The following is a 22667-nucleotide window of genomic DNA, read 5'->3' on the forward strand; positions in this document are numbered from 1 at the left end:
CTGAGCTTGCCGAAGACCTTATGATTGGCGCTTCGACAAGCTCAGCGTGACATAAACTAAATAGACGTTTTAAATGAATAATTCAAAATAGTATTCAAATTCTCCGAATCCACCTGCTTAAAAATTTCATTGGCATCTCCTTCTGCAAAGGATGGCGGTTCCAAATTGAGTTCTTTTGCTTTTTGAATGTAGTAGTCGGATTTTTTAGGATGGTTTGGATTTACAGCATTAAAGACTTTTCCGAAGGCATCTTGCTTTAAAATTTCAACTAAAATATTGATACAATCATCACGGTGAATTAAGTTTACCGGCGCATTGCCGTCGCTTAAATCTTTTCGCCCCGCTAAATATTTTGCGGGATTTCTGCTCCCTCCTATCAAACCGCCAAAACGCACAACGGTAGTATGCAATTCTTCCGAATTAATAAATAACTTTTCCACTTGCCGCAATTGCTTTCCGGCAATGGTTTGGGGTTTTGGCTCGTCCATTTCAGTAACGTTTCCCTGCGAATCGTCATAAACCGAAGTGCTGCTAACCAAAATTATTTTTTTGACCGCAGATTGCTTTATTGCTTCCAAAAAATGAGTCATTTTTAAAACGTAATCTGCGCCCGTGTTCCTTCGCAGTCCGGGCGGAATCATTATCATTAAACAATCCACATTTTTTAGCAGGGCTTGCACTTCACCCGCAACTCCGCTCTCTGAAATCTCCAAAGGATAGGCTTCAAAACCACTATTTTGTAGCATAGTGGCTTTTTCAATTGTGGTTACCGAACCTTTTACAGAATAGCCCAGCATATCTAAACGATAGGCCAAAGGTTGTCCGAGCCATCCTAGGCCACTGATTGCGATATTTTTATTCATTTTCAATATTATTTTGAGGATTTATTATAAGCGTATCTGAAACTTTCTTTTTTAAAGAATCAATTGAAAAAGTTCTCTTTACAGCAATCGCATCCGTAATTATAAATGGTTTTGGCATCGTGTAATCGGGACGTTTGGCTAATTCAAATTCAGGATTCGTCATTAAATCGAAAGAATATTCCATTACTTTAAACGAAACCGCCGCATCTTTTTCTACGGAAAACTTCACTTTTAAAGAATCATTTTTGGAAACATAATAATTAATAAGCGCATTATTCTCCGTTCCGCGATAGTCGTTCGATACTTTTGAAATTGGCATGGTTTGCCCATTAAATTCCAAAGATTTAAAAACTGTATTGCCCACAGGGTATAAATCTATTTTATTCACATTTCGCTTTGGAACAATAATAAATTTTATGTTCCGAAGGTTTTCAATTAAAGTGTCATTCTCTAAAATCACTTCAAAATCTGGAATATTTTTTTTGGGTGCTGAAGCTGCATAACTAAAATTTGCACCGTATTTATTATACGCTGCTTTATTTATAACCTCGGAAGCATTTTTGGGTTTTTCACCTAGATATTGTTGGGTCCATTCGTCAATTTCTTTATCGTATGTAAGCCAATACGTTTTATTTGCATCTGCGTCTTTGTAATAAACAAGGCTGTTTGGCTTTCTTCTTTCTCCGGAATAATCACTTTTTGAATGCGCTATTCCGAAGAAAAGTACCGCAAGTAGCAAACACAAAATTGAAAGTAAATCTTTCATTTTATAATAACCGAAAACTGGCCAAAGCAACGCAAAAAGCAACACGGTGAAAACACAACTAATAACGAGCATTTTTAAGCCCAACCCTACGGGGAAAAACTGAATAAGCGGTGCAAAAAGAAAAAGCGCCGGAGCTGCCAAAAGCGCCATTGCTAAAAGATTTGGGCGTTCCTGCCGAAGCATTACAAAAAACGACACCAACCCAAAAAACACAGGAATTATAAAGAACGCAGCGCCTTTCAGAATAATAAAAACTGCTACATTTATTAAAAGCCAAAAAAGTAGTGGCGCAACGTAAAAGGAAGACTCGTTAAATTCTTGAGTACATTTTTTATAAATAGCAAACGTAATTGCCAGCGACAGGAAAACGAAAAACGCAATATACCAATGCCCGTTATAGGTAAAACCTTGTTGAATTTCGGTGTACTGCGGGTAAAGTGCCAAAATCAATTTCCAGCCGAAGAACCCAAGAACGCCGCAAACGATTAACGAAAATAAAAACGGAAGAAAGCCCCGCGCGATGGCTTTACCATTCAGTTTTCTTTTGTGGAGTCCGTAAAAAATTAAAACTATAAATAGTAAAGTCGTCAAAATGAGCATCGGCAAAATCCACGAAAATGGGTAGCTTATCATTTTTACCAACGGCACGTTTACGTAAACATCGTCCGTATCCGACTTCATTTTTGAGAGATCAGCGTTGCCAAAATAATGCATTAATGGTAGCAAATAACTGCCTTGGTGCGCTAAGCTGTTATAAGATAAATGATACATGTTATCGTTGGCTGTGTGATAATTAAAATGGCTGTCAATAAAGGCGAAGAAAAAACTATCGATGTCGCCGTCTTCCCTAAAAACAGTGGAGTCTGTATCGTTCGGAAGCATTTTGTAAACGCTGTACATTAACGAAGAAGCCACCGGAAAATCTGGGTTTGCTTTTATAAATTCTTTCACCAAATTTGAATTTCCGCCGTTGGTTTCTAAAATCATATTGCTTGGGCCGCTCGTGCCACGCGCTTCAAAATTTAGCACCAAGCCTACTTTTTTTGCCCAAGGATGTTCGTTCACAAAAAGTTTTGCACCGTCCAACCCAATTTCTTCGGCATCAGAAAAAAGAATTATAATATCGTTTTTAGGTTGTTCTATTGAAGCCAAATAAGCGCGGACGCTTTCCAAAATTGTAACCAACCCACTTCCGGCATCGCTCGCGCCAAAAGATGGTACAAGTGCGCTGTCGTAATGAGATAATAGCAAAAGTGCTTTGCCGTCTTCAGACCCTTTTATTCGGCCAACAATATTTATGGGTTTGTTTAGCGTTTTAGATTCTGGATTTAGGCTAAACCCTTCTTGAATGTGCGGCTCGAGACCTAACTTCTCTAATTCAGAAATTAATAATTTACAAACTTCTTCATGACCTTCGGAACCTAAATAGTGTGGTTTTTTTGAAATTATGGCTAAAGGCTCTAGTGCCTTATCTACGGAAAACTCAGTGGCAGAGGGCGTTTCATTTTCATCGTAATGCGGCATCAATCCATAAAAACTGTAATAGACAAATGCAATTATAAGCAGCAATGAAAGGATGGCGCCAAGTTTTTTCATGGTTGGTTAGTTTAAGTTGATAAAAGTACAATTTTAATCGTGTTAAGTTAAACGGTAACGGACTATTGAAGCCGCAACATTCAAGAGCGAATAACACAACTATTCAATAGCCTAAAGCCATAATAATTTTGTTTAATAAAAATGATTATATTAGAAGTTCGCAAAAATTTGATATTATGGGTATAAAAAGTTTTATTGGCAGACGGGCAAAGCCCCAAAAAGGTTCTTCGGAAAAAGTAAAAGTTTCCGATTATATGACTCGCAACCTAATTACATTTAGACCCGAACAATCCATTCTGGAGGTTATGGAAATACTTTTGAAAAAAAGGATTTCTGGTGGTCCCGTTGTAAACGAAAAAAATGAATTAGTAGGAATTATTTCTGAAGGAGATTGCTTGAAAGAACTGAGTGATGCACGATATCACAACCACCCAGTGGAAGACGTAAAAGTGGAAAAACACATGATTAAAAACGTAGATACCATTGATGGCGAAATGAATGTTTTGGATGCTGCTAATAAGTTTTTAGAATCAAAACATCGTCGTTTTCCTATTTTAGAGAATGGTAAACTTGCCGGACAGATTAGTCAGAGTGATGTGCTGCGCGCTGCCATGGCTTTGAAGGGTCAAAGTTGGTAATCTACTCATTTAATGCTGGCTTATTCTCTGGCTTTAAAAATAATTTCTATCCGTTTATCAGGTATTAACCACAATAACGCAATCAAAATATAGAGCGCTCCCGCAATCCATGTACTATAGAATGAACTAATAATAGCTACGCCATAAATTATTGGCGAGGCTTTTCCCTTTATATCTTTTCCTAAGGCTTTATTCAAAATTGAATCCTTTCCTTGTACGGCCAATATACTTCGCTGTAAAATGAAATAGGCAATCGCAGCCATTAAAAGTACTCCGCCATAAAGTGCCATTGGCAATTCGGCAAAATGATTTTCACCCACCCATCCCGTTACAAAAGGAATCAATGAGAGCCAAAACAATAAGTGAAGGTTGGCCCATAGTATCGCTCCATTTACTTTTTGCACAGTATGCATCATATGGTGATGGTTGTTCCAATAAATTCCCACGTAAATAAAACTCAGAATATAACTCAAGAAAACGGGCAACACAGGTATTAATGACTCTATATCTGTACCGTGTGGCACTTTCAATTCCAGAACCATAATGGTAATTATAATTGCGAGTACACCATCGCTAAATGCTTCTAATCTGTTGCTGTTCATAACCAATTTTTAAGAATGGGTTTAAATTATCTCTTTTCAACAGTTCAAATTACGGAAAAATGATTTATTTTTTTTGAAATTATAACTAATTGTTTATCAATAAGTTAAAAGTTATTTATTCAATTACAAACGCTTACAAACAACTATAAACGAAAGTAAATAAGTAACAACCAACTAGAATTTGGAAGCCAATGTAAGTTTGTCCTGTCGAATAAAATATAGTTCGATAGTATCAATTGTTTAACGCGTTTGCCATCGGGCAGACATTAAATTTTAGAAATTATGAGCACACTTAGAAACAAAGTACAGTTGATTGGAAACTTGGGAAACGACCCAGAAATTGTAAATCTTGACGGCGGAAAAAAATTGGCAAAGTTTAGTATTGCTACAAACGAAACCTACAAAAATCAAAAAGGTGAAAAGATTACAGATACCCAATGGCACAATGTGGTTGCGTGGGGAAAAACAGCCGAGATCATTGAAAGTTACGTTACCAAGGGAAAAGAGGTAGCAATTGAAGGAAAGTTAACCTCCCGATCTTATGACGATAAGGAGGGTAACAAAAAATATATTACAGAAGTAGTATGCAATGAGCTAGTCATGCTGGGGAGTAAATAAATAGACTAGCTAATCAAGCCCTCACTCTTTGTGGGGGCTTACTTTTCTTAAATTTTGAATCGCAATTTTCACAAAAAATGAAAACTACCACTCACCGAAATATTCTCGATTTGCTCAAAACGCAATTCGGCTACGACAAATTTCTTCCAACTCAGGAAGGAACGGCGATAGTGCCTAAGCAAACTTAGGAATATTTTATTCTATATAATGTCCAATTGTCCTTCCACCAATAGGTTGAACTGGTCTAAAATTATCATGTAGAATACTTGAAAACGCATTTATTTGTGTTTGAGACGCTTCTAAGGGAGTTTCCATAACAATCCATTCTACAATTTCAGAACATGGAGGAGTTGTTAAAGACCCGTTATAGTTAAAATAATTATGCTCTGTTGGCAATAAGCTTAAAGCATTATAACTTAGGCTTACATCTGAGTAAGTATCGTCTTCATGTGTTGGTAAATTTGCCATGAATTGAGTTAAAAATGTGTTTTCCTCCCCTTCGTCAAAGAAAACACCAATTACAGCTAAGTTACCTGAAATACTTGCGTGTACCAGATGCGCTTCTAATGGATGGTGTGTACCTGCAACAGTGTGTTCACTTTCTGAATGAAAATGAAATTGTATTAGAGAATAAACCTCTCCTTCAAAATTTAAGGTTGCTGCTCCATTGTAATTAAATTGTACTGTATGCCCATTATTAATAATATCTGTAGTTGAATTATTATAGGTTGTAGATAAAGCTAACAAAGTAGTGTCATCAATAGAATTCACAATGTTAATAGGTGATTGCCTAACTGTACTACCACATTCGTTTACCACTCCAGCTGTCACGCAATAATTTGCCCAATTTGCTGGACCTTCATGTGTAGTATCGTCATAATTAAAATGTTCAAAACATATTTCTTCATTAATATTATCATCATCACTATTACATGAAGTTATTGAAATTGTCAAGAATAAAGCAATAGCCGTTACTGTTATAAATTTGATTGTTTTATTTCCTTTTGTTTTTATTCTTGATTTCATTTGGTTTTGGGTTTTCATTTGTTTAAAATTATAAATTCACTATACTATTATTAGTTTGGCACATAGTTTCACTTCAATCATGCCATATAAAAATACGTTAACAAATTGATTAATACGAGAATTTGATAGTAATCATCGTTCGCACAGGTTTTATAAAGATGAAGAGTAAGTAAAATAACTGTTAAACAAGCCCTCTCTTTTTGCGGGAGCTTTCTTTTCTTAAAATTTGAATCATTATTTTTGCAAAAATGGAAACAACCACCAAGACAAATATGCTCGAACTGCTTAAAACACATTTCGGCTACGACAAGTTTCTTCCAAATCAGGAAGAAATCATAAATAACGTATTAAATAAAAAAGACACTATTGCCATAATGCCAACAGGCGGTGGTAAATCGCTTTGTTTTCAATTGCCAGCATTGGCTTTGGAAGGAACGGCGATTGTAATTTCGCCATTAATTGCTTTGATGAAAGATCAAGTGGACGCTTTAAAAGCAAACGGAATTTCTGCTACTTTTTTCAATAGTTCACAACCTTATGATGAGCAACAACAGGTTTTAAAAGATCTGCAAAACGGAAATTTAAAATTGCTATATGTAGCTCCCGAAAGTCTTCCGCAATTGAATTTTATTCTGAATTCGATTGAAATAAGTCTTTTCGCCGTAGATGAAGCGCATTGTATTTCCAGTTGGGGTCACGATTTTCGCCCTGCCTACACACAACTTAAAAGTGTAAAAGAGCAATTTCCAAATGTTCCTTTAATCGCGCTTACGGCTACTGCAGATAGACCTACTCGTGTAGACATTGCCAACCAACTTTCCATTCCCAAAGCAAAAACATGTATTGCTTCCTTTGACAGACCCAATCTTTATTTAGATGTTCGGCCGGGTCAAAATCGCAATCAGCAGATTCTAAACTTTATTGCCAAGCGCGGAAAACAAAGTGGTATTATATATTGTTTGAGCAGAAAAAGCACCGAGAAATTAGCGGCAACACTTAAATCTAAGGGTCATGTGGCAGAGGCTTATCACGCAGGACTTTCTTCGGAAGAACGAAGTACAATTCAAGAAAATTTTGTGAACGACCGAACACCAATTATTGTAGCAACAATTGCCTTTGGTATGGGAATCGACAAAAGTAATGTGCGTTGGGTTATCCATTATAATATGCCAAAAAATCTTGAAGGATATTATCAGGAAATTGGCCGTAGCGGAAGAGATGGATTGGCTGCTCATACATTACTTTTTTACAGTTTTGCTGATGTAATTATGCTTCGGAAATTTGCCGAAGGCACCGAAACCGAAGCCTACCAACTAGCCAAACTTGAAAGAATGCAACAATATGCTGAAGCATTAAGTTGCAGAAGAAAAGCGCTACTCGGATATTTTGGTGAACACATTACAGAAGATTGCGGCAATTGCGATATCTGCAAAACTCCGCCTAAATATTTTGACGGAACACTCATCGCACAAAAAGTATGCTCTGCAGTAGCCAGATTACAGGAACAAGAAGCGCTGGGGATGGTTTTAGACGTACTTCGTGGATCGCAAAACGCACAGGTATACGATAAAGGCTACCAAAATATTAAAACTTTTGGCGCCGCAAAAGAAATTTCCTGGATTGATTTACAACAGTATATTATTCAACTTTTAAATCAAGGAATTTTACAAATTCATTTTCACGAAAACGGCAGATTACTGCTCACTCCATTCTCAAAACAAGTTTTGTATGAAGATAAAACAGTGCGTTTGGCAAAAGTAATTAAGGAAACGGAAAAAGTAAAAACAGAAAAAACTACTCGAAAACGAGCAGACCTATTTGAAAAATTAAAAACGCTTCGATTAAAACTAGCGCAAGAGGCAGGTATGCCAGCATATATCGTTTTCAGCGATGCAGCTTTAGAAAATATGGAGCATAAAAAGCCAAGAAACCGCGAAGAATTTGCGGAGATTTCGGGGGTTGGAGAAGCGAAACTTGATAAATATGCAGACGATTTTCTAAAAGTTATAAATCGCCATTTAGATAATGCGGAAAGTATTTTGCCTACGCACGAACGCAGCTACAAAATGTTTACGCAAGAAAAATTTTCACCTGCTGAAATTGCAGCTCAACGTGGTCTTTCGGAAGATTCAGTATACGGACATTTTATAAAAATGCATCAATTGGGAAGTGATTTCGACTTTTCGCAATTCATTACAACTGCTGAAATTAAGAAGATAAAAGAAGCAGAAAACAAACTTGAAAATCCGGAAGCACTAAAACCCTATTTCGAATATTTCGAAGAGAAACTACCGTATTGGAAGATAAAATTGGGGTTGTATTTGTAAAATCCAATGGCTAAACATTTGGAAATTAGATAAAAAATACCTCATATTTGCAACATAATGCTAAACACTAATTTATATACTGCACCAACAGGTCTGATTTTTCAGCCAGAATATCGCAAAATGGATGATTCATTTTTACGATATGGAGCGTTATGTTATTATTTTTTGAAGTGATTTAGCACATATAAAAAGATATTTTCAGGCGCTCGAAACATCGAGCGCCTTTTTTTATAGATTTTTTTAAAAAATTAAATGTATTTGAAAAGCAGATAAGCAAAATAGCGGTTGAATAATAAGCAAATGATAGACAGTAAGTTGCAGATTATTCCAAAGTTCGTGAAAAATCGAACAGGTATTCCCATTCTTAAATTTTAAGCTATATAACTGACAGTCAATTTATTAAATTGACATTTTATTTGCGTATTTCAAAAAAGCATTTAATATTTGCACCGCAGTTTTAGAGAAAGAAACTTTCAACTGCAAAGCAAAAATTAATAATTACTAAACTAGAAGCTATGTTTTACCTAGTACACGCCAAGGAACAAAACTGGATGGATGATTCTCCAGAGAACCAGCTTCGGAAATTTTATAGTTAATACAAAAGTACTCCTATGAAAATCCGAAGCAGAACCAACTGTTTCGGATTTTTTTATGTCTTTTTTTGACATATCTCTCTTCGTTACGGTTGCAAAAAAGAATTCAGAACCTATTCTGAAAAACACTTAACAATTAACCGTAATGGACACAAATACACAAAACATTTATTTGTTTAAAGCCTTAGACGCATATCCTTTTGAACTGGAAACAGCCATTGAAGCCTTAAATTATGCCTTGTCTTATGACGACAAAAATGTACAGGCATTGTGCTTAATGGCAAATTTACAAGCAGATCAATTAGGAGCTTATGAAACCGCCAAGCAATATTTTGAAGCCGCAGTTGCTAGTAAAATGGAGCTTCCAAAGATTTATCCAGATTACGTTTACACATTGATTCGTAATGAGGATTTTGACGAAGCGCAAAAAGTATTGGACTACGCATTACTATTAAAAGGTGCGGACAAAGCATTGCTAAACCTGTTGCAAGGCCAGCTTTTTGAAGCGCAACAACGCAATAAAAAAGCACTGAAAGCTTACAAGCGTGGACTAAAATTGGGCTTAAACAATCACCTTATAACTTTCGCCGAAAGCGAAATAGAACGGGTAAAGAAGAAACTTCCGAAAAAAAGGAAGGCAAAGAAAAAAAGTAAAACTAAAAGAAAGGAGAAAAAGACAAACCGCTCCAATAAATAATGGAGCGGTTTTATAGGAGCACGCCGGAGCTGGAGATCCGGGGCAGACTGTAAATCTGCTGCAAATGCTGAATAGGTTCGAATCCTATTGCTCCCACAATAGTACCGTAGTTCAAAGGCTAGAGCGCCCCACTGTCTATGGGGAAGGTATGGGTTCGAGTCCCATCGGTACTGCGAATTGATTTCAAATTGCAGGTTGCAGATTTTTGGAATTTAAAAAACGAACAGTAGCAAAGTTGGTCTATGCGCCGGACTGAAAATCCGGAGATACAGGTTCAAATCCTGTCTATTCCACATCAAGCAAGTCTTGTTGCGTGTTTCATTATAGCACCATTGTATAAACCGTTGCAGAAATGCATCGCGGTTTTATATCCAACTTGATTTGAAGGATTGGTTGTTATCCAAAAAACAATCGCACTCTGTAAGTCGTGGGTTCGAATCCCACACTCAATTCGGTTTGAGGTAGTTCAGCGGTTAGAACAACAGAAGTAGCTGTCACCGGTTCGATTCCGGTTCCCGATGCACAATCGGGATAGCTCAGTTGGTAGAGCACTGCGCTTTTAACGCAGGATGTGGACTCATAATCCATTCCATGAAAGTAGGTCAACTTTTAAAAAAGACCACCAGCCTGTCACGCTGTAAAATTGTGATGAAAATAGTAAAGGACAAATCGGTTGTTATTTCTTCGGAAGTAATAACAGTCCAAAACGTACTTTGAAATACTGACAAATTTAAAAACAGAAAACAGTTGCTTTTCGCAATCGGGTTCTTTTGAAATTAGTATTCATTTTTTTGAATATTAATTCAGCGTATCCCTTCGCATAAAACCATTTGATTTCTTTTTAAATTCTCAGTATTTCCGTGCCGGAAGGACGATTTCCCTTTACTGTTTTCTTTTTAAGTAATAAAAGTGTTTTAAAAAGCACCCAAAATAAACTTACCCAAAAGCAGCACCGGTAGCTTGAAAAGTAAGTGGACATGCCTTGACGGGCGCTGTCAAATTAATTAATGTAGAACTAAAAATGTAGAAATAATGAAAAGAGTAAGAATCAACGCTGGAAACGTCGGATTGGTTTTTAAAAATGGTGATTACAAAGGGGTAATCACTCAAGGAGTCCACTGGTTGGGTTTTGGCAATTCGGTGCTGCAATACCGCATGGCAAGTGTCTTTAACGCACCGAAGGAATTGGAACTTTTGCTGAAAGACGAAAAACTAAAAGCTATGCTTCACATAATTGAGGTGAAGGATAACGAATTGGTTTTGGTTTACAAAAGCGGAAGGTTCAACCAAGTATTAAAGTCTGGACGTTATGCTTTTTGGAAAGGTTTGAAGGAATACGAATTCACAACTGTAGATTTAAGTAAAATCTACATAACAGAGAAAATTGATAAAGCACTTTTCAGCAACCCTGAATTGAGCAAGTATATCAGGATTTTTGAAGCAGCAGCTTTTGAAAAAGCCGTTTTTATTGTGGACGATGTGTATGTAAAAACTTTGGAAAGCGGTACATACCGTTTCTGGAAGAACGACATAACCATCAAAATTGCAAAAGTAGATTTGCGTCAATTGCAACTTGAAGTCTCCGGACAGGAATTGTTGACCAAAGACAAAGCAGCAATCCGTATCAACTTCGACACTCAATACAAAGTAATTGATGTTGAGAAAGCGTTGTTGGACAACAAAGATTTTGAAAAACAATTGTACGTTGCATTGCAGTTAGCCTTGCGTGCCTACGTGGGGACATATACACTTGATGAGCTTTTGGAAAACAAAGCGCAAATTGCGAATGCTGTGTTTGAAGACACAAAAACAGCCGCGGCCAAGTTGGGTGTAGCAATATTAAACTGCGGTATCCGTGATGTAATTTTGACCGGTGAAATGAAGGATATTATGAACCAAGTATTGGTAGCGCAAAAGAAAGCACAAGCCAACGTAATTAGCAGGCGTGAAGAAACAGCTTCTACCCGAAGCTTACTAAACACTGCCAAGTTGATGGAAGAAAACGAAATGCTTTACAAATTGAAAGAGATGGAATTTGTTGAAAACATCGCCGATAAAATTGGTGAAATCACAGTTTCTGGAAACGGAGGTATGGTAAAGCAGCTAAAGGAAATATTTGCTTCAGGCAAATAACCTACTATAAAAAGGTCGTCTTAAAGGACGGCCTTTCTTTTTTATAATTCAAAAGAAAATCTCCTGCGCCATTCGAAACGTGTTTGCATGCGCATCAATAATAGTTTTAATTTCTGGAGAATAACCACCGCCCATACTAACCTCAACCGGAATTTGTAAATCTTTGCATAATTGCAGCACAAAGCGATCGCGTTCTTTGCACCCTTCAACAGTACAGTTTAACCTTCCCAATTTGTCGGTTTCCAAAATATCTACTCCACTTAAATAAAAGATGAAATCTGGCTGCTGTTCTTCAAGTAACTTTGGCAAAGTTTCTTTTAATTTCTGAAGATATAATTCATCACCACTGCCATCGGGAACGGCAATGTCTAAATCACTTTTTTCCTTCTTAAACGGATAATTGCCCGCGCCGTGCATAGAAAAGGTAAAAACTGAATTATCATTCTCAAAAATCTTAGCTGTTCCGTTTCCTTGGTGCACGTCCAAATCTACAATAAGAATTTTTTTAATGAAAGTGGAATTTTTAAGAAGAAATCGTGCTGCAATAGCCTGATCGTTCAGCAAACAAAAGCCTTCGCCGTGATCTGCATAGGCATGGTGAGTGCCACCAGCAATATTCATTGCAATACCATATTTTAAAGCATATTTACAACAATCAATCGTTCCTTGCGAAATAACTCTTCCTCTTTTAACCAAAGTTTCGGAAAGTGGAAACCCAATTTTTCGGGCAGCACTTTTTTCCACAGTAAGATTCAGTAAACTATTGAAATACTTTTTAGTGTGCACTGCAAGAATATTTTCTTCAGAAAGAATTTCAGGCTCAAAAAAGTTTTCAGCAGTGCAAGTACCTTCGTGCAAAAGCTGTTGTGCCAGCAGTTCATATTTTTCCATCGGGAAACGGTGTCCTTCTGGCAATGAGTATTTATAAATTGGGTGGAATGCGACCTTGAGCACTAAATAGTTTTAGGAGACTTTTTTACAAAAGTACTAAAACCCAACTTCTTTGAATAAAAAGTAATGCGAATTCCAAACAGTAAAATAATACCTCCAACAATCATTTGTAGGGTCACTTCTTCATTTATAAACATCCAAGCAAAGATGGTCGTTAAAACTGCCTGTCCCAACAAACTAACGGAAACACGTGTTGCGCGCATATGTTTGGTAGCATAGCCCAACAACAGCCAAGCGGCTAATTGGCATATTAATCCTTGAATTAGTAAGGAAATCCAACCCATTTCAGCAAAACCTGTAAAAGGTTCATTTATTGTGAAGCTGAGTATTCCCAAGAAAACCGCAGAAGACAAGGTGCTAAGGGTTATAAAAGGTAGTACTTCAACATCATAAAGCACAAATTTACTCACCAACATATATATGGCATAAAAAACGCCAGAAAGGATTGCAAAAATAAAGGCAAGATCAAAATCCAGGTTTACAAAAAAATGGAAGCCAACAAGGGTTATCATCCCGAAAATGGCAATTGCGGTGCCTATCCAGAAATTAGTTGTTGGTTTATTTTTTAGGAAGAAAAACGCACCAATCCCAACCCAAACGGGGGAAAGGTTTGTAAGTAGGGTTGCTTGGGTAGCCGTGGATTCTTGGATGGCAATATTCCATACCGCAACGTCCAAAGCAAATATAAAACCACATAAAATGGTTAGTAATAGCATTTTTATTGAAGGAAATTTAAATTTCCCCGAAATAAAGGTAAAGGGTACCAAAACGGCAGCGGCTATAGCCATTCTATAAAACGCAGAAACAATGGCAGGTGATAACTTTAATTTTACCAAAATTGGAAAAATAGAAATACAAATAATTCCAATGACAAGGGCAATCCTGGGCTTTGTCATAAAAATAAAATATAGAAGAGATTAATTATAAAAGCGGCAAAATTAATCTATATAAACCGATAAAAGCCAGTTTATAAACAGAAGAATAACAGATTTACCCTAAATTTAATTACTTGTGAAGCTTTAGTTGAATTCGCTTTCGCACAACATCCACTTCAAGCACTTTTACAATTATTTGCTGGTGTAAATGCACGTGCTCGCTAACATCCGAAACGTACGCATCTGCTAAATTTGAAACGTGAATTAAGCCGCTTTCCTTTATCCCAACATCCACAAAACAGCCGAAATTAGTAATGTTATTTACAATTCCCGGTAACAATTGTCCTTCCTGTAAATCGGTTATTGTTTTTATATTTTGGTTGAAAGTGAAAACTTTAGCCTCTTCTCTAATATCAATTCCAGGTTTTTCAAGTTCTTTAATAATATCTTCTAAAGTTGGAAGACCCGTTTTTTCGGTTACGTATTTTTCAAGACTTATTTTTTGAAGCAATGCCTTATTCCCTAATAATTCTATAACTTTTACACCTTCATCCTTCGCCATTTGTGAAATAACCGAATAACTTTCGGGATGCACAGAAGAATCATCCAGCGGATTTTTACCATTTTTTATTCGAAGAAATCCAGCTGCTTGTTCAAAAGCTTTTCCTCCCAAACGCGGAACATTCAATATATCTTTTCGTGAAGCAAATGCGCCATTTTCCTCACGATAGTGCACTACATTTTCAGCTAATTTTGGGCCGATTCCAGAAACGTAACTCAGCAACGGGACACTAGCGGTATTTATATTTACACCCACTGCATTAACACATAATTCCACCGAAATATCCAACGAACTTTTCAATTTTGCCTGATCCACATCGTGCTGATATTGACCAACCCCGATGGATTTAGCATCAATTTTTACCAATTCTGCAAGCGGATCCTGCAATCGGCGGCCGATGGAAACTGAACCGCGAACGGTAACATCATAATTTGGGAATTCATCTCGCGCAATTTTTGATGCTGAATAAATTGAAGCCCCCGCCTCGCTCACCACATATACCTGTATTGGATTTTTAAAGTGAATTCGTTTTATAAATTGTTCCGTTTCTCGCGAAGCCGTTCCGTTACCTATTGCAATTGCTTCAATTTTGTGAGCATCGGCTAGCGAGCTTATCTTTTTCATCGCGCCTGTGGCGTCGTTTTTTGGCGCGTGCGGATAAATAGTTTCGTTATGTTGTAAACCGCCCTGAGCATCGAGGCAAACCACTTTGCAACCACTCCTAAAACCTGGGTCAATCGCCAAAACACGCTTTTCACCAATAGGCGAACCCAGCAAAAGTTGTTTTAAGTTTTTGGCGAAAACGTTGATTGCGGTTTCATCAGCTTTTTCCTTTGCGATAGTGAGCGCTTCGTTTGAAAGTGCCGGAAATAACAGCCGTTTATAGCTATCCTCAATCGCAAGTTTTATTTGTTTGGAAGCTGCATCTTTCGATTTTATAATGCGATCTTCAATTTTTGAAAGTGCCTTTTCATCATCCACTTCTATTTTTTGACGAATAAATCCTTCGGAAGTTGCACGAAGAATTGCAAGCAATCTGTGTGAAGGAATTCGGTTTAAAGCTTCGTTCCACTCAAAATAATCTCGGAATTTCTGCGCTTTTTCGTCGTCTGCATACTTCTTTACTACTTTAGTTGAAATCGCTCCGAAACGTTCCAACTCGTTTCTCAACATATTCCGAATGTCGGTACGTTCGTTTATCCATTCAGCAATAATGTGGCGCGCGCCTTCCAACGCGTCATCTTCAGAATTCACCTCTCCCTTCACATATTTTAATGCAAGCGAAGAAATTTCAGAACTTGAAATACTTCTAGTTTGCGCCATTATAATTTTTGCCAACGGCTCTAAACCATTTTCTCGCGCCGTGTCGGCCTTTGTTTTTCGCTTCTTTTTGTACGGCAAATACAAATCTTCCAAAGCGATTAAATCTGTTGCTTCTTCAATTTTTTTCTGAAGTTCGGCCGTTAAAACCTCCTGTTCTTCTAAAGATTTTAGAATTGCAAGTTTTCGCTTTTCAACTGCCTCAAATTGCTCCTTAAACTTTACGATATCGCCAATTTGAACCTCATCCAAATTTCCTGTAAGTTCCTTTCGGTAGCGTGAAATAAAGGGAATGGTGCAATCTTCGTTTAAAAGCTTTACAGTGTTTTGTACGCTTTTTAGAGGAAGTTGGGTTTGGGAAGTAATAAAAGATATTAAAAAATCTGGCATAATTACATTTCAATAATCTTTAATAATTTTTCTTTCAAATTATAATATGAAAAGTATACTTTACCATCGTGAATGAAAACATCTTCAGCAGATTCGTATTGAATTACCTTTTTGAATTCCTTAATTCTATCAAAGATGTTCTCGCTTTCTTCTTGAGCCACGTAATTAAAATCAGCATCTAAATGTGTGTTGAAAAATGTTGATTTTGTTGAAGTATAGGTAGAATAGGAATAATAAGTAGGACTCTGATATTGAACTATTGGTATACCACCAGTTGTAGAGCCTGTAAAACCATAACCGCCGCCCATCATCATCATACCGCCCCCACCGCCAGACGATTCAGTATAGCCGCCAATTGTGAAGAAATAAAGGTCGCCATCTTTATACCCAGTCAAACCAATATTTCCAGATGAAACCTTTCGCAAATACTGAGAAGTTTCTTCTAATTCACGGTGGTTCACGAAAGGAACAAATGTTTGACCATCCTGAATGATTGGGGAATTCTTAAATTTGATTGGTTGGTTTTTCTCTATATAAAATTCTTTTAAAATTTCGCCTTCAAAATTCTTTACAGAGATTTTCATTTCATCCTTATTAATTCCCAATTGAAATATTTTATCATCCAGAATAAAGGAATTGTATTTTTTGAAATCCCAGATTCTACCTTTAGGATATTCATAAATAGCCTGTTCCATACTCAGGTCATCTAAATCTATTTTATAAAATATTGTCTGAAGGTTATCACCATCTTCAATAGTTAAGTAAATTAAATTATCCTTTTGATAGAGCTTGTTATTTTGAGCTGTTTGCTCAATTGCATTAGGAACACGATTATCAATTTTGGTAACATTTGATTTTAAACTTCCAAATAATTGCTCTCGCTTTAAAAGTTTTTGTTTTCGATTTACATCGTAAAATTGGTCGGAAGTAGTTGGGTTTAAACTAACTAATACATGATCAAAAAAAGATTCTATACGATTTTCAATCTGAAAAGACTTTAATGTTTTAAATCCATCCTCGCCTAATTCTCTTATAATAAACACATTCTCTTTAGTTGAAGTAAACAAAAATAACTGGTTATTGTAATGAACGGTCTCAAGATATTTTTCATCATCAAAATCAAATTTGAATTTATTTTCTGAAACATTTTTAGAATCAAAATCGATATTTAGTATCTCAAATTTATTCTTAGAATTATTTGAAAACAAAATTTCATAAGTGTTCCCAATGATTTTATAGCCTAATATGTTCTCGTGTTTTGGAGGGTCGAATGTTATGGCACCTTTTTCGTTAAAATCTTTATCGAAAAGATTAGCGAAACCCATTTTCCTATCAATCATTACAATCAACAAATCCCCATTTGTGGTATTCAAAAAGTTAAACCCTTCCTTTGATCGTGGCAACATTGAAGTATTATCATCAATTTTCAAAGACAAAACCTCATTTTGGGAAAAGCTTTTAAAGCAACCTAAGAATAAGAGAAGTAAAATCGTAATTCTAAAAGTCATGGATAAAGATTTATTACAATGTTCTAATTAATAGTCGCTCCATTCTCAACCCCTTCTACCCCCGGACTCACAAAAACAAGTTTACCTTCGGCGTTTTCAGTCATTAAAATCATTCCTTGGCTTTCTACGCCACGAAGTGCGCGTGGCGCAAGATTTACCAAAACTGTAACTTTTTTGCCTATTATATCTTCAGCTTTAAAACTTTCTGCAATACCTGAAACAATAGTTCGCACATCAATTCCGGTATCAACTTTTAGCACTAAAAGTTTATTTGCTTTTGGCATTTTTTCAGCTTCAATGATGGTTCCCACTCGCATATCGAGTTTTGTAAAATCGTCAAATTGAATAGTTTCTTTTTGTGGAGTTACTTTTTTGTTGGCAATTTCATTCATCTTTTTACTGGCTTGTAGTTTGTCTAATTGTGTTTGAATTTGTTCGTCTTCTATTTTGCTGAAAAGTAATTCGGCTTTATTTACTTTGTGCCCAGGTTTTAAAAGTTCCGATTTCGAAGAAACATCGTTCCAACTCAAAGAGTTCTCGACTCCGCTCGAACGGACATTGAGCATATTTTTAAGTGTTTCAGACGTGAAGGGCAAAAACGGTTCGCTTAAAACAGCCAAAGCTGATGCAATCTGCAGTGCGACATACATAACAGTTTTGGTGCGCTCTTCGTCAGTTTTGATGGTTTTCCACGGTTCTTCGTCTGCAAGATATTTGTTTCCGAGACGGGCAACATTCATCAATTCTCCCTGTGCTTCGCGGAAACGGTAGCGCTCAATTGAACTTGCAATTACTGCGGGGTATGCTTTTAATTCAGATAAAGTCTGTTCGTCAATTTCTGAAAATGTTGAAGGTTCTGGCACAATTCCCTCGTAATATTTGTCTGTCAAGACCATTACGCGATTTATGAAATTTCCGAAAATGGCAACCAATTCGTTATTATTTCGCGCTTGAAAATCTGCCCACGTAAAATCGTTATCCTTTGTTTCTGGTGCGTTTGCAGTTAAAGTGTAACGCAAAACATCTTGCTGATTTGGAAAATCTTCCAAATATTCGTGTAACCAAACCGCCCAGTTTTTACTGGTCGAAATTTTGTTGCCTTCAAGATTCAAAAATTCGTTTGCCGGAACGTTTTCAGGAAGAATGTAACTTCCCTCCGCTTTCAACATTGCTGGGAAAATAATACAGTGAAAAACGATGTTGTCTTTCCCTATAAAATGAAGCATTTTGGTTTTATCGTCTTTCCAATAATCTTCCCAATTTTTGCCTTCGCGCTCTGCCCATTCTTTAGTTGAAGAAATATAACCAATAGGTGCATCAAACCATACGTAAAGCACTTTCCCATCGGCTCCTTCTACTGGCACTGGAATTCCCCAATCCAAATCGCGAGTTACTGCACGCGGGCGTAAACCGTCATCAATCCAGCTTTTGCACTGGCCGTAAACGTTGGTTTTCCAATCTTTTTTATGGTCTACTAAAATCCACTGTTTTAGAAAATCTTCGTATTCATTCAAGGGTAAAAACCAGTGTCTTGTTTCTTTCAAAATAGGTTTATTCCCAGAAATGGCACTTCGCGGATTTATCAAATCCATAGCATTATGGCTGGTTCCACAGTTTTCACATTGATCGCCATAGCTTTCTTCAAAACCGCATTTTGGGCAAGTACCAACTATAAAGCGGTCTGCCAAAAATTGGTTGGCTTCTTCGTCATATAATTGTTCGGTAACTTCCTCAATAAATTTTCCGTCTTCGTAGAGTTTTTTGAAAAATTCTGAAGCAGTTTTATGATGTATTTCCGCAGAAGTACGCGAATAATTATCAAAAGAAATTCCGAAGTCTTCAAAACTCTTTTTGATAATTGCGTGATATTTATCTACCACTTGCTGTGGTGTAATACCTTCTTTTTTTGCTTTTATAGTAATAGGCACGCCGTGTTCATCGCTACCACAAATAAAGGCAACATCTTTATTTTGAAGTCTTTGATAACGTGCGTAAATATCTGCTGGCACATAAACGCCCGCCAAATGGCCAATGTGAACGGGGCCGTTAGTATATGGCAAAGCGGCGGTAATTGTATACCTGTTTGGGTTTTGATCCATAATTTTTTTTGAGACAACAAAAGTACATATAAATGTAGTAATTTGTGGGTTTAAATAGATTCATGATTACACCAAACAGACTTCAAAAAGGTGATGCCGTTGCCATAGTTTCCACGGCACGAAAGATTTCTAAAGATGAATTACTTCCCGCACTTCAATTACTAGAAAGTTGGGGTTTAAAGACCGTTTTAGGGAAAACCATCGGTGCCGAAGAAAATCAATTTGCGGGAAGCGATGATTTGCGCGCTGAAGATTTTCAAACAATGTTGGACAATCCAAATATAAAAGCAATTTGGTGCGCTCGCGGCGGTTATGGAACAGTTCGAATTATCGATGAATTAGACTTTTTAGATTTCAAAAAAAATCCGAAATGGATTGTTGGTTACAGTGATATTACTGTTTTACACTCACATATTCACAATTTAGGAGTTGAAACCTTACACGCGCAGATGCCGTTGGAAATTGAAAAGAAAACTGAAGAAACCAGAGAATCTATTCGGCAGGTTTTGTTTGGGGAAGATTACAGCATAAAGATTGAAAACACAGATTCTCGCGCTAAACTCGGAACTTTTTCTGGTGAATTAATTGGCGGAAATCTTTCCGTTCTCTATTCGCTCTGCGGAAGTAAGTCTGCGATAAACACCGATGGAAAAATTCTGTTTATTGAAGATTTAGACGAATACTTGTATCATATTGACCGAATGATGATGAATTTAAAACGCAACGGAATGCTCGAAAATCTTAGGGGATTAATTGTTGGCGGAATGACGCAGATGAATGACAACACAATTCCCTTCGGAAAAACTGCAGCGGATATAATTTTGGATGCAGTAAAAGATTATAATTATCCCGTATGTTTTAACTTTCCAGCTGGGCATATTCCAGATAATCGCGCTTTGATTTTGGGAAGAAAAATATCTTTAGAAATTCAGAATTCTAAAGTAACTTTAAGTTTTAATTAAAAAGATCCCCGCCTTCGCGGGGAATGATATGGCCAGTCACAACGAACTTGGAAAATTAGGAGAAGAATTAGCCGCTCAATATTTATTGAAAAACGGTTATAATATCTTACACCGTAATTTTTATTTTGATAAAGCAGAGATTGATATCATTGCCCAAAAAGAAGAAAACACCGTCGTGATTGTAGAGGTGAAAACTCGCAACAGCGACTTTTTTGGAGACCCGCAAAGTTTTGTAACTCCCGGTAAAATTAAAAATTTGGTGAAAGCGGCTAACGAATATGTTATTTCGAATGAGCTAAATGTGGAAGTGCGCTTCGATATTATTGCAATTCTGAAAAACCAAAAAATAGAGAAATTAGAGCATTTTGAGAATGCATTTTATCATTTCTGAAAGAGATTCTTCTTTATCATTTCTGTAATTTTAGAAGGGAAAAATCGACCTCCCTAACTTCAGTGAAAATGTTATCATTATGAAAGAAGAAATTATTGAAGCCATTCAAAAGCAGAAAGAAAATCCTAATTTAAAATACCGTTTAAAGGAACGCACAGAAGAGTTTACAAATCTTTTATTTTATACGCTGTTTGATTCGGAAACTTCCGTTGCAAACAATTTAGAAATTTTAGAATCACTTTTTGAAGAACTAGCAGATATTGCGTGCTGGCTCCCAGAAAAACCGTGCAAAAAGTTATGGAATTCATATCTTGAAAAACTTCCTGAAATTTTAGAAAAATTGAATAAAGACGCAAAGGCATTTGTAGATAATGATCCCGCCGCTAATTCAATCGAAGAAATATACTTATCGTATCCCGGATTTTACGCAATTGTAATTTATAGGTTAAGTCACGAACTGTACAAAGTAAGAATGCCTTTAGTGCCTAGGCTTATGAGCGAATATGCTCACCATATTACCGGAGCCGATATAAATCCAGGGGCGCAAATAGGCGAATCATTTTTTCTGGATCACGCTACGGGCACTGTAATTGGAGAAACAACTATCATTAAAAATAATGTGAAAATTTATCAAGGCGTAACATTGGGAGCACTTTCTGTAGCTAGAAATTTACGCAATACAAAACGCCATCCCACGGTTGAAGACAACGTAGTTATTTATGCAAATGCAACAATTTTGGGTGGAGAAACTACAATTGGTGCAAATAGTATTATAGGTGGAAATGCGTGGATAACCAGTTCAATTTTACCAAATTCATTAGTGACTAATACCAATCAAGTAAAAATTAAAACCCTAGATAATGTATAAAACCATCGTAGATACTATTGGTAATACCCCATTAATAGAAGCTAAAAGTTTAGTGAAAAACCCAAATATAACTTTGCTTTTAAAGATGGAAGGTCATAATCCGGGCGGGAGTGTAAAAGACCGGGCTGCTTATAATATGATTGTTTCTGCTTTAGAGAGAGGTGAAATCGATAAAAACTCTAAACTAATTGAAGCTACAAGTGGTAATACAGGTATTGCTCTGGCAATGATAGCTGGTATATTCAAACTAAATATAGAACTCGTTATGCCCGAAAATTCTACCAAAGAAAGGGTTCAAACTATGCGAGCGTATGGTGCCAAGGTAACTTTAACCTCAGCAGATATAGGCATTGAAGGTGCGCGAGACTATGCAGAGCAAAAGGTTGCGGAAGAAGGTTATTACTCTTTTAATCAATTTGCAAATGATGATAACTGGAAAGCACATTACAAAACCACAGGACCTGAAATTTGGAATGACACCAATGGAAAAATAACCCATTTTGTTTCAGCAATGGGAACAACCGGAACGATTATGGGAACATCTACTTTTCTAAAAGAAAAGAATAAAAACATTCAGATTGTGGGCGCACAACCAAAAGACGGCGCTAAAATACCAGGAATTAGAAAGTGGCCAGTAGCATATTTACCTAAAATATTTAATCCTAAAAAAGTAGATCAAGTAATAGAAGTAAGTGAAGAAGAGGCTACCGCAATGACGAAACGTTTAGCAGAAGAAGAAGGTGTTTTTGCTGGAATGAGCAGTGGTGGAAGTGTTGCTGCAGCTTTAAAACTAGCTGAAACTTTAGAGAGCGGAGTAATTGTAGCGATAATTTGCGATCGAGGCGACCGTTATCTTTCATCTCCTTTATTCGATTAGTATTT

The 22667-nt window shown here is 36.6% G+C and carries 18 protein-coding genes and 5 tRNA genes; 14 read left to right on the plus strand and 9 right to left on the minus strand.

Features of this window, described 5'->3' with window-relative positions; genetic code table 11:
- Positions 1-56 precede the first annotated feature (56 nt).
- Positions 57-863 (minus strand): NAD(P)H-binding protein, encoded by an 807-nt coding sequence (locus AC3RVF_RS01270; RefSeq protein ID WP_489692574.1) that lies wholly within the window; start codon positions 861-863, stop codon positions 57-59.
- Positions 856-3225, minus strand: a complete 2370-nt coding sequence (locus AC3RVF_RS01275) for a M28 family peptidase (protein WP_489692575.1) — start codon at positions 3223-3225, stop codon at positions 856-858. The genes AC3RVF_RS01270 and AC3RVF_RS01275 overlap by 8 nt, the downstream gene beginning before the upstream one ends.
- A gap of 176 nt (positions 3226-3401) precedes the next feature.
- Between AC3RVF_RS01275 and AC3RVF_RS01280 the strand changes: the two genes are divergently transcribed.
- Positions 3402-3863, plus strand: a complete 462-nt coding sequence (locus AC3RVF_RS01280; protein ID WP_489690439.1) for a CBS domain-containing protein — start codon at positions 3402-3404, stop codon at positions 3861-3863.
- A 20-nt stretch (positions 3864-3883) separates the two neighbouring features.
- Here AC3RVF_RS01280 and AC3RVF_RS01285 read toward each other — a convergent pair whose 3' ends face one another.
- On the minus strand, positions 3884-4465 hold the full coding sequence (locus AC3RVF_RS01285; protein WP_489692576.1) for a TMEM175 family protein: 582 nt from the start codon (positions 4463-4465) through the stop codon (positions 3884-3886).
- A 282-nt stretch (positions 4466-4747) separates the two neighbouring features.
- Between AC3RVF_RS01285 and AC3RVF_RS01290 the strand changes: the two genes are divergently transcribed.
- On the plus strand, positions 4748-5083 hold the full coding sequence (locus AC3RVF_RS01290; RefSeq protein WP_489690437.1) for a single-stranded DNA-binding protein: 336 nt from the start codon (positions 4748-4750) through the stop codon (positions 5081-5083).
- Positions 5084-5278: 195 nt separating this feature from the next.
- Here the strand turns inward: AC3RVF_RS01290 and AC3RVF_RS01295 are convergent, their stop codons facing one another.
- Positions 5279-6127, minus strand: coding sequence for a carbonic anhydrase (locus AC3RVF_RS01295; RefSeq protein WP_489692577.1), 849 nt, complete (start codon positions 6125-6127; stop codon positions 5279-5281).
- Positions 6128-6357: 230 nt separating this feature from the next.
- Here AC3RVF_RS01295 and recQ point away from each other — a divergent pair, with 230 nt between their 5' ends.
- The 8 genes from recQ (at position 6358) to AC3RVF_RS01335 (ending at position 11859) form a co-directional block, all read left to right on the plus strand.
- A complete protein-coding gene (recQ, locus tag AC3RVF_RS01300) occupies positions 6358-8436 on the plus strand; it encodes a DNA helicase RecQ (RefSeq protein ID WP_489690435.1) in 2079 nt (692 codons plus the stop codon).
- Between the two features lie 738 nt (positions 8437-9174).
- Positions 9175-9726, plus strand: coding sequence for a tetratricopeptide repeat protein (locus tag AC3RVF_RS01305; protein ID WP_489690434.1), 552 nt, complete (start codon positions 9175-9177; stop codon positions 9724-9726).
- Positions 9727-9741: 15 nt separating this feature from the next.
- Positions 9742-9822: transfer RNA gene (locus AC3RVF_RS01310), tRNA-Tyr, on the plus strand.
- Positions 9823-9826: 4 nt separating this feature from the next.
- A tRNA-Asp gene (locus AC3RVF_RS01315) sits at positions 9827-9899 on the plus strand.
- Positions 9900-9947: 48 nt separating this feature from the next.
- Positions 9948-10019: transfer RNA gene (locus tag AC3RVF_RS01320), tRNA-Phe, on the plus strand.
- Positions 10020-10186: 167 nt separating this feature from the next.
- Positions 10187-10246: transfer RNA gene (locus AC3RVF_RS01325), tRNA-OTHER, on the plus strand.
- Positions 10247-10252: 6 nt separating this feature from the next.
- Positions 10253-10322: transfer RNA gene (locus AC3RVF_RS01330), tRNA-Lys, on the plus strand.
- A gap of 436 nt (positions 10323-10758) precedes the next feature.
- Positions 10759-11859, plus strand: a complete 1101-nt coding sequence (locus AC3RVF_RS01335; RefSeq protein WP_489690433.1) for a slipin family protein — start codon at positions 10759-10761, stop codon at positions 11857-11859.
- Positions 11860-11907: 48 nt separating this feature from the next.
- On the opposite strand, the gene AC3RVF_RS01340 is transcribed toward AC3RVF_RS01335, so the two are convergent.
- The 5 genes from AC3RVF_RS01340 to metG form a co-directional block, all read right to left on the minus strand.
- Complete coding sequence (locus tag AC3RVF_RS01340; RefSeq protein ID WP_489692578.1) at positions 11908-12813, minus strand: histone deacetylase family protein; 906 nt, start codon at positions 12811-12813, stop codon at positions 11908-11910.
- Positions 12813-13706: a DMT family transporter gene (locus AC3RVF_RS01345; RefSeq protein WP_489692579.1), complete on the minus strand. Its 894-nt coding sequence runs from the start codon at positions 13704-13706 to the stop codon at positions 12813-12815. Before AC3RVF_RS01345 ends, AC3RVF_RS01340 begins: the two co-directional genes overlap by 1 nt.
- A gap of 109 nt (positions 13707-13815) precedes the next feature.
- Entirely contained in the window at positions 13816-15957 is a 2142-nt protein-coding gene (locus tag AC3RVF_RS01350; RefSeq protein WP_489692580.1) for a Tex family protein, read from the minus strand.
- A gap of 2 nt (positions 15958-15959) precedes the next feature.
- A complete protein-coding gene (locus AC3RVF_RS01355; RefSeq protein ID WP_489692581.1) occupies positions 15960-17393 on the minus strand; it encodes a hypothetical protein in 1434 nt (477 codons plus the stop codon).
- 95 nt (positions 17394-17488) lie between these two features.
- Positions 17489-19564, minus strand: coding sequence for a methionine--tRNA ligase (metG, locus tag AC3RVF_RS01360; RefSeq protein ID WP_489692582.1), 2076 nt, complete (start codon positions 19562-19564; stop codon positions 17489-17491).
- Between the two features lie 62 nt (positions 19565-19626).
- On the opposite strand from metG, the gene AC3RVF_RS01365 reads away from it, so the two are divergent.
- From AC3RVF_RS01365 to cysM, 4 genes are all read left to right on the plus strand, one after another.
- Entirely contained in the window at positions 19627-20526 is a 900-nt protein-coding gene (locus AC3RVF_RS01365) for a S66 peptidase family protein (RefSeq protein ID WP_489692583.1), read from the plus strand.
- Positions 20527-20554: 28 nt separating this feature from the next.
- The gene (locus tag AC3RVF_RS01370; RefSeq protein WP_489690425.1) at positions 20555-20917 is read left to right on the plus strand and encodes a YraN family protein; all 363 of its coding nucleotides are present in this window, start codon (positions 20555-20557) and stop codon (positions 20915-20917) included.
- A gap of 79 nt (positions 20918-20996) precedes the next feature.
- A complete protein-coding gene (gene epsC / locus AC3RVF_RS01375) occupies positions 20997-21785 on the plus strand; it encodes a serine O-acetyltransferase EpsC (RefSeq protein ID WP_489692584.1) in 789 nt (262 codons plus the stop codon).
- On the plus strand, positions 21778-22662 hold the full coding sequence (cysM, locus tag AC3RVF_RS01380; protein ID WP_489692585.1) for a cysteine synthase CysM: 885 nt from the start codon (positions 21778-21780) through the stop codon (positions 22660-22662). Before epsC ends, cysM begins: the two co-directional genes overlap by 8 nt.
- Positions 22663-22667: the final 5 nt, after the last annotated feature.

It is taken from the genome of Aequorivita sp. IT1183, from assembly GCF_058068265.1.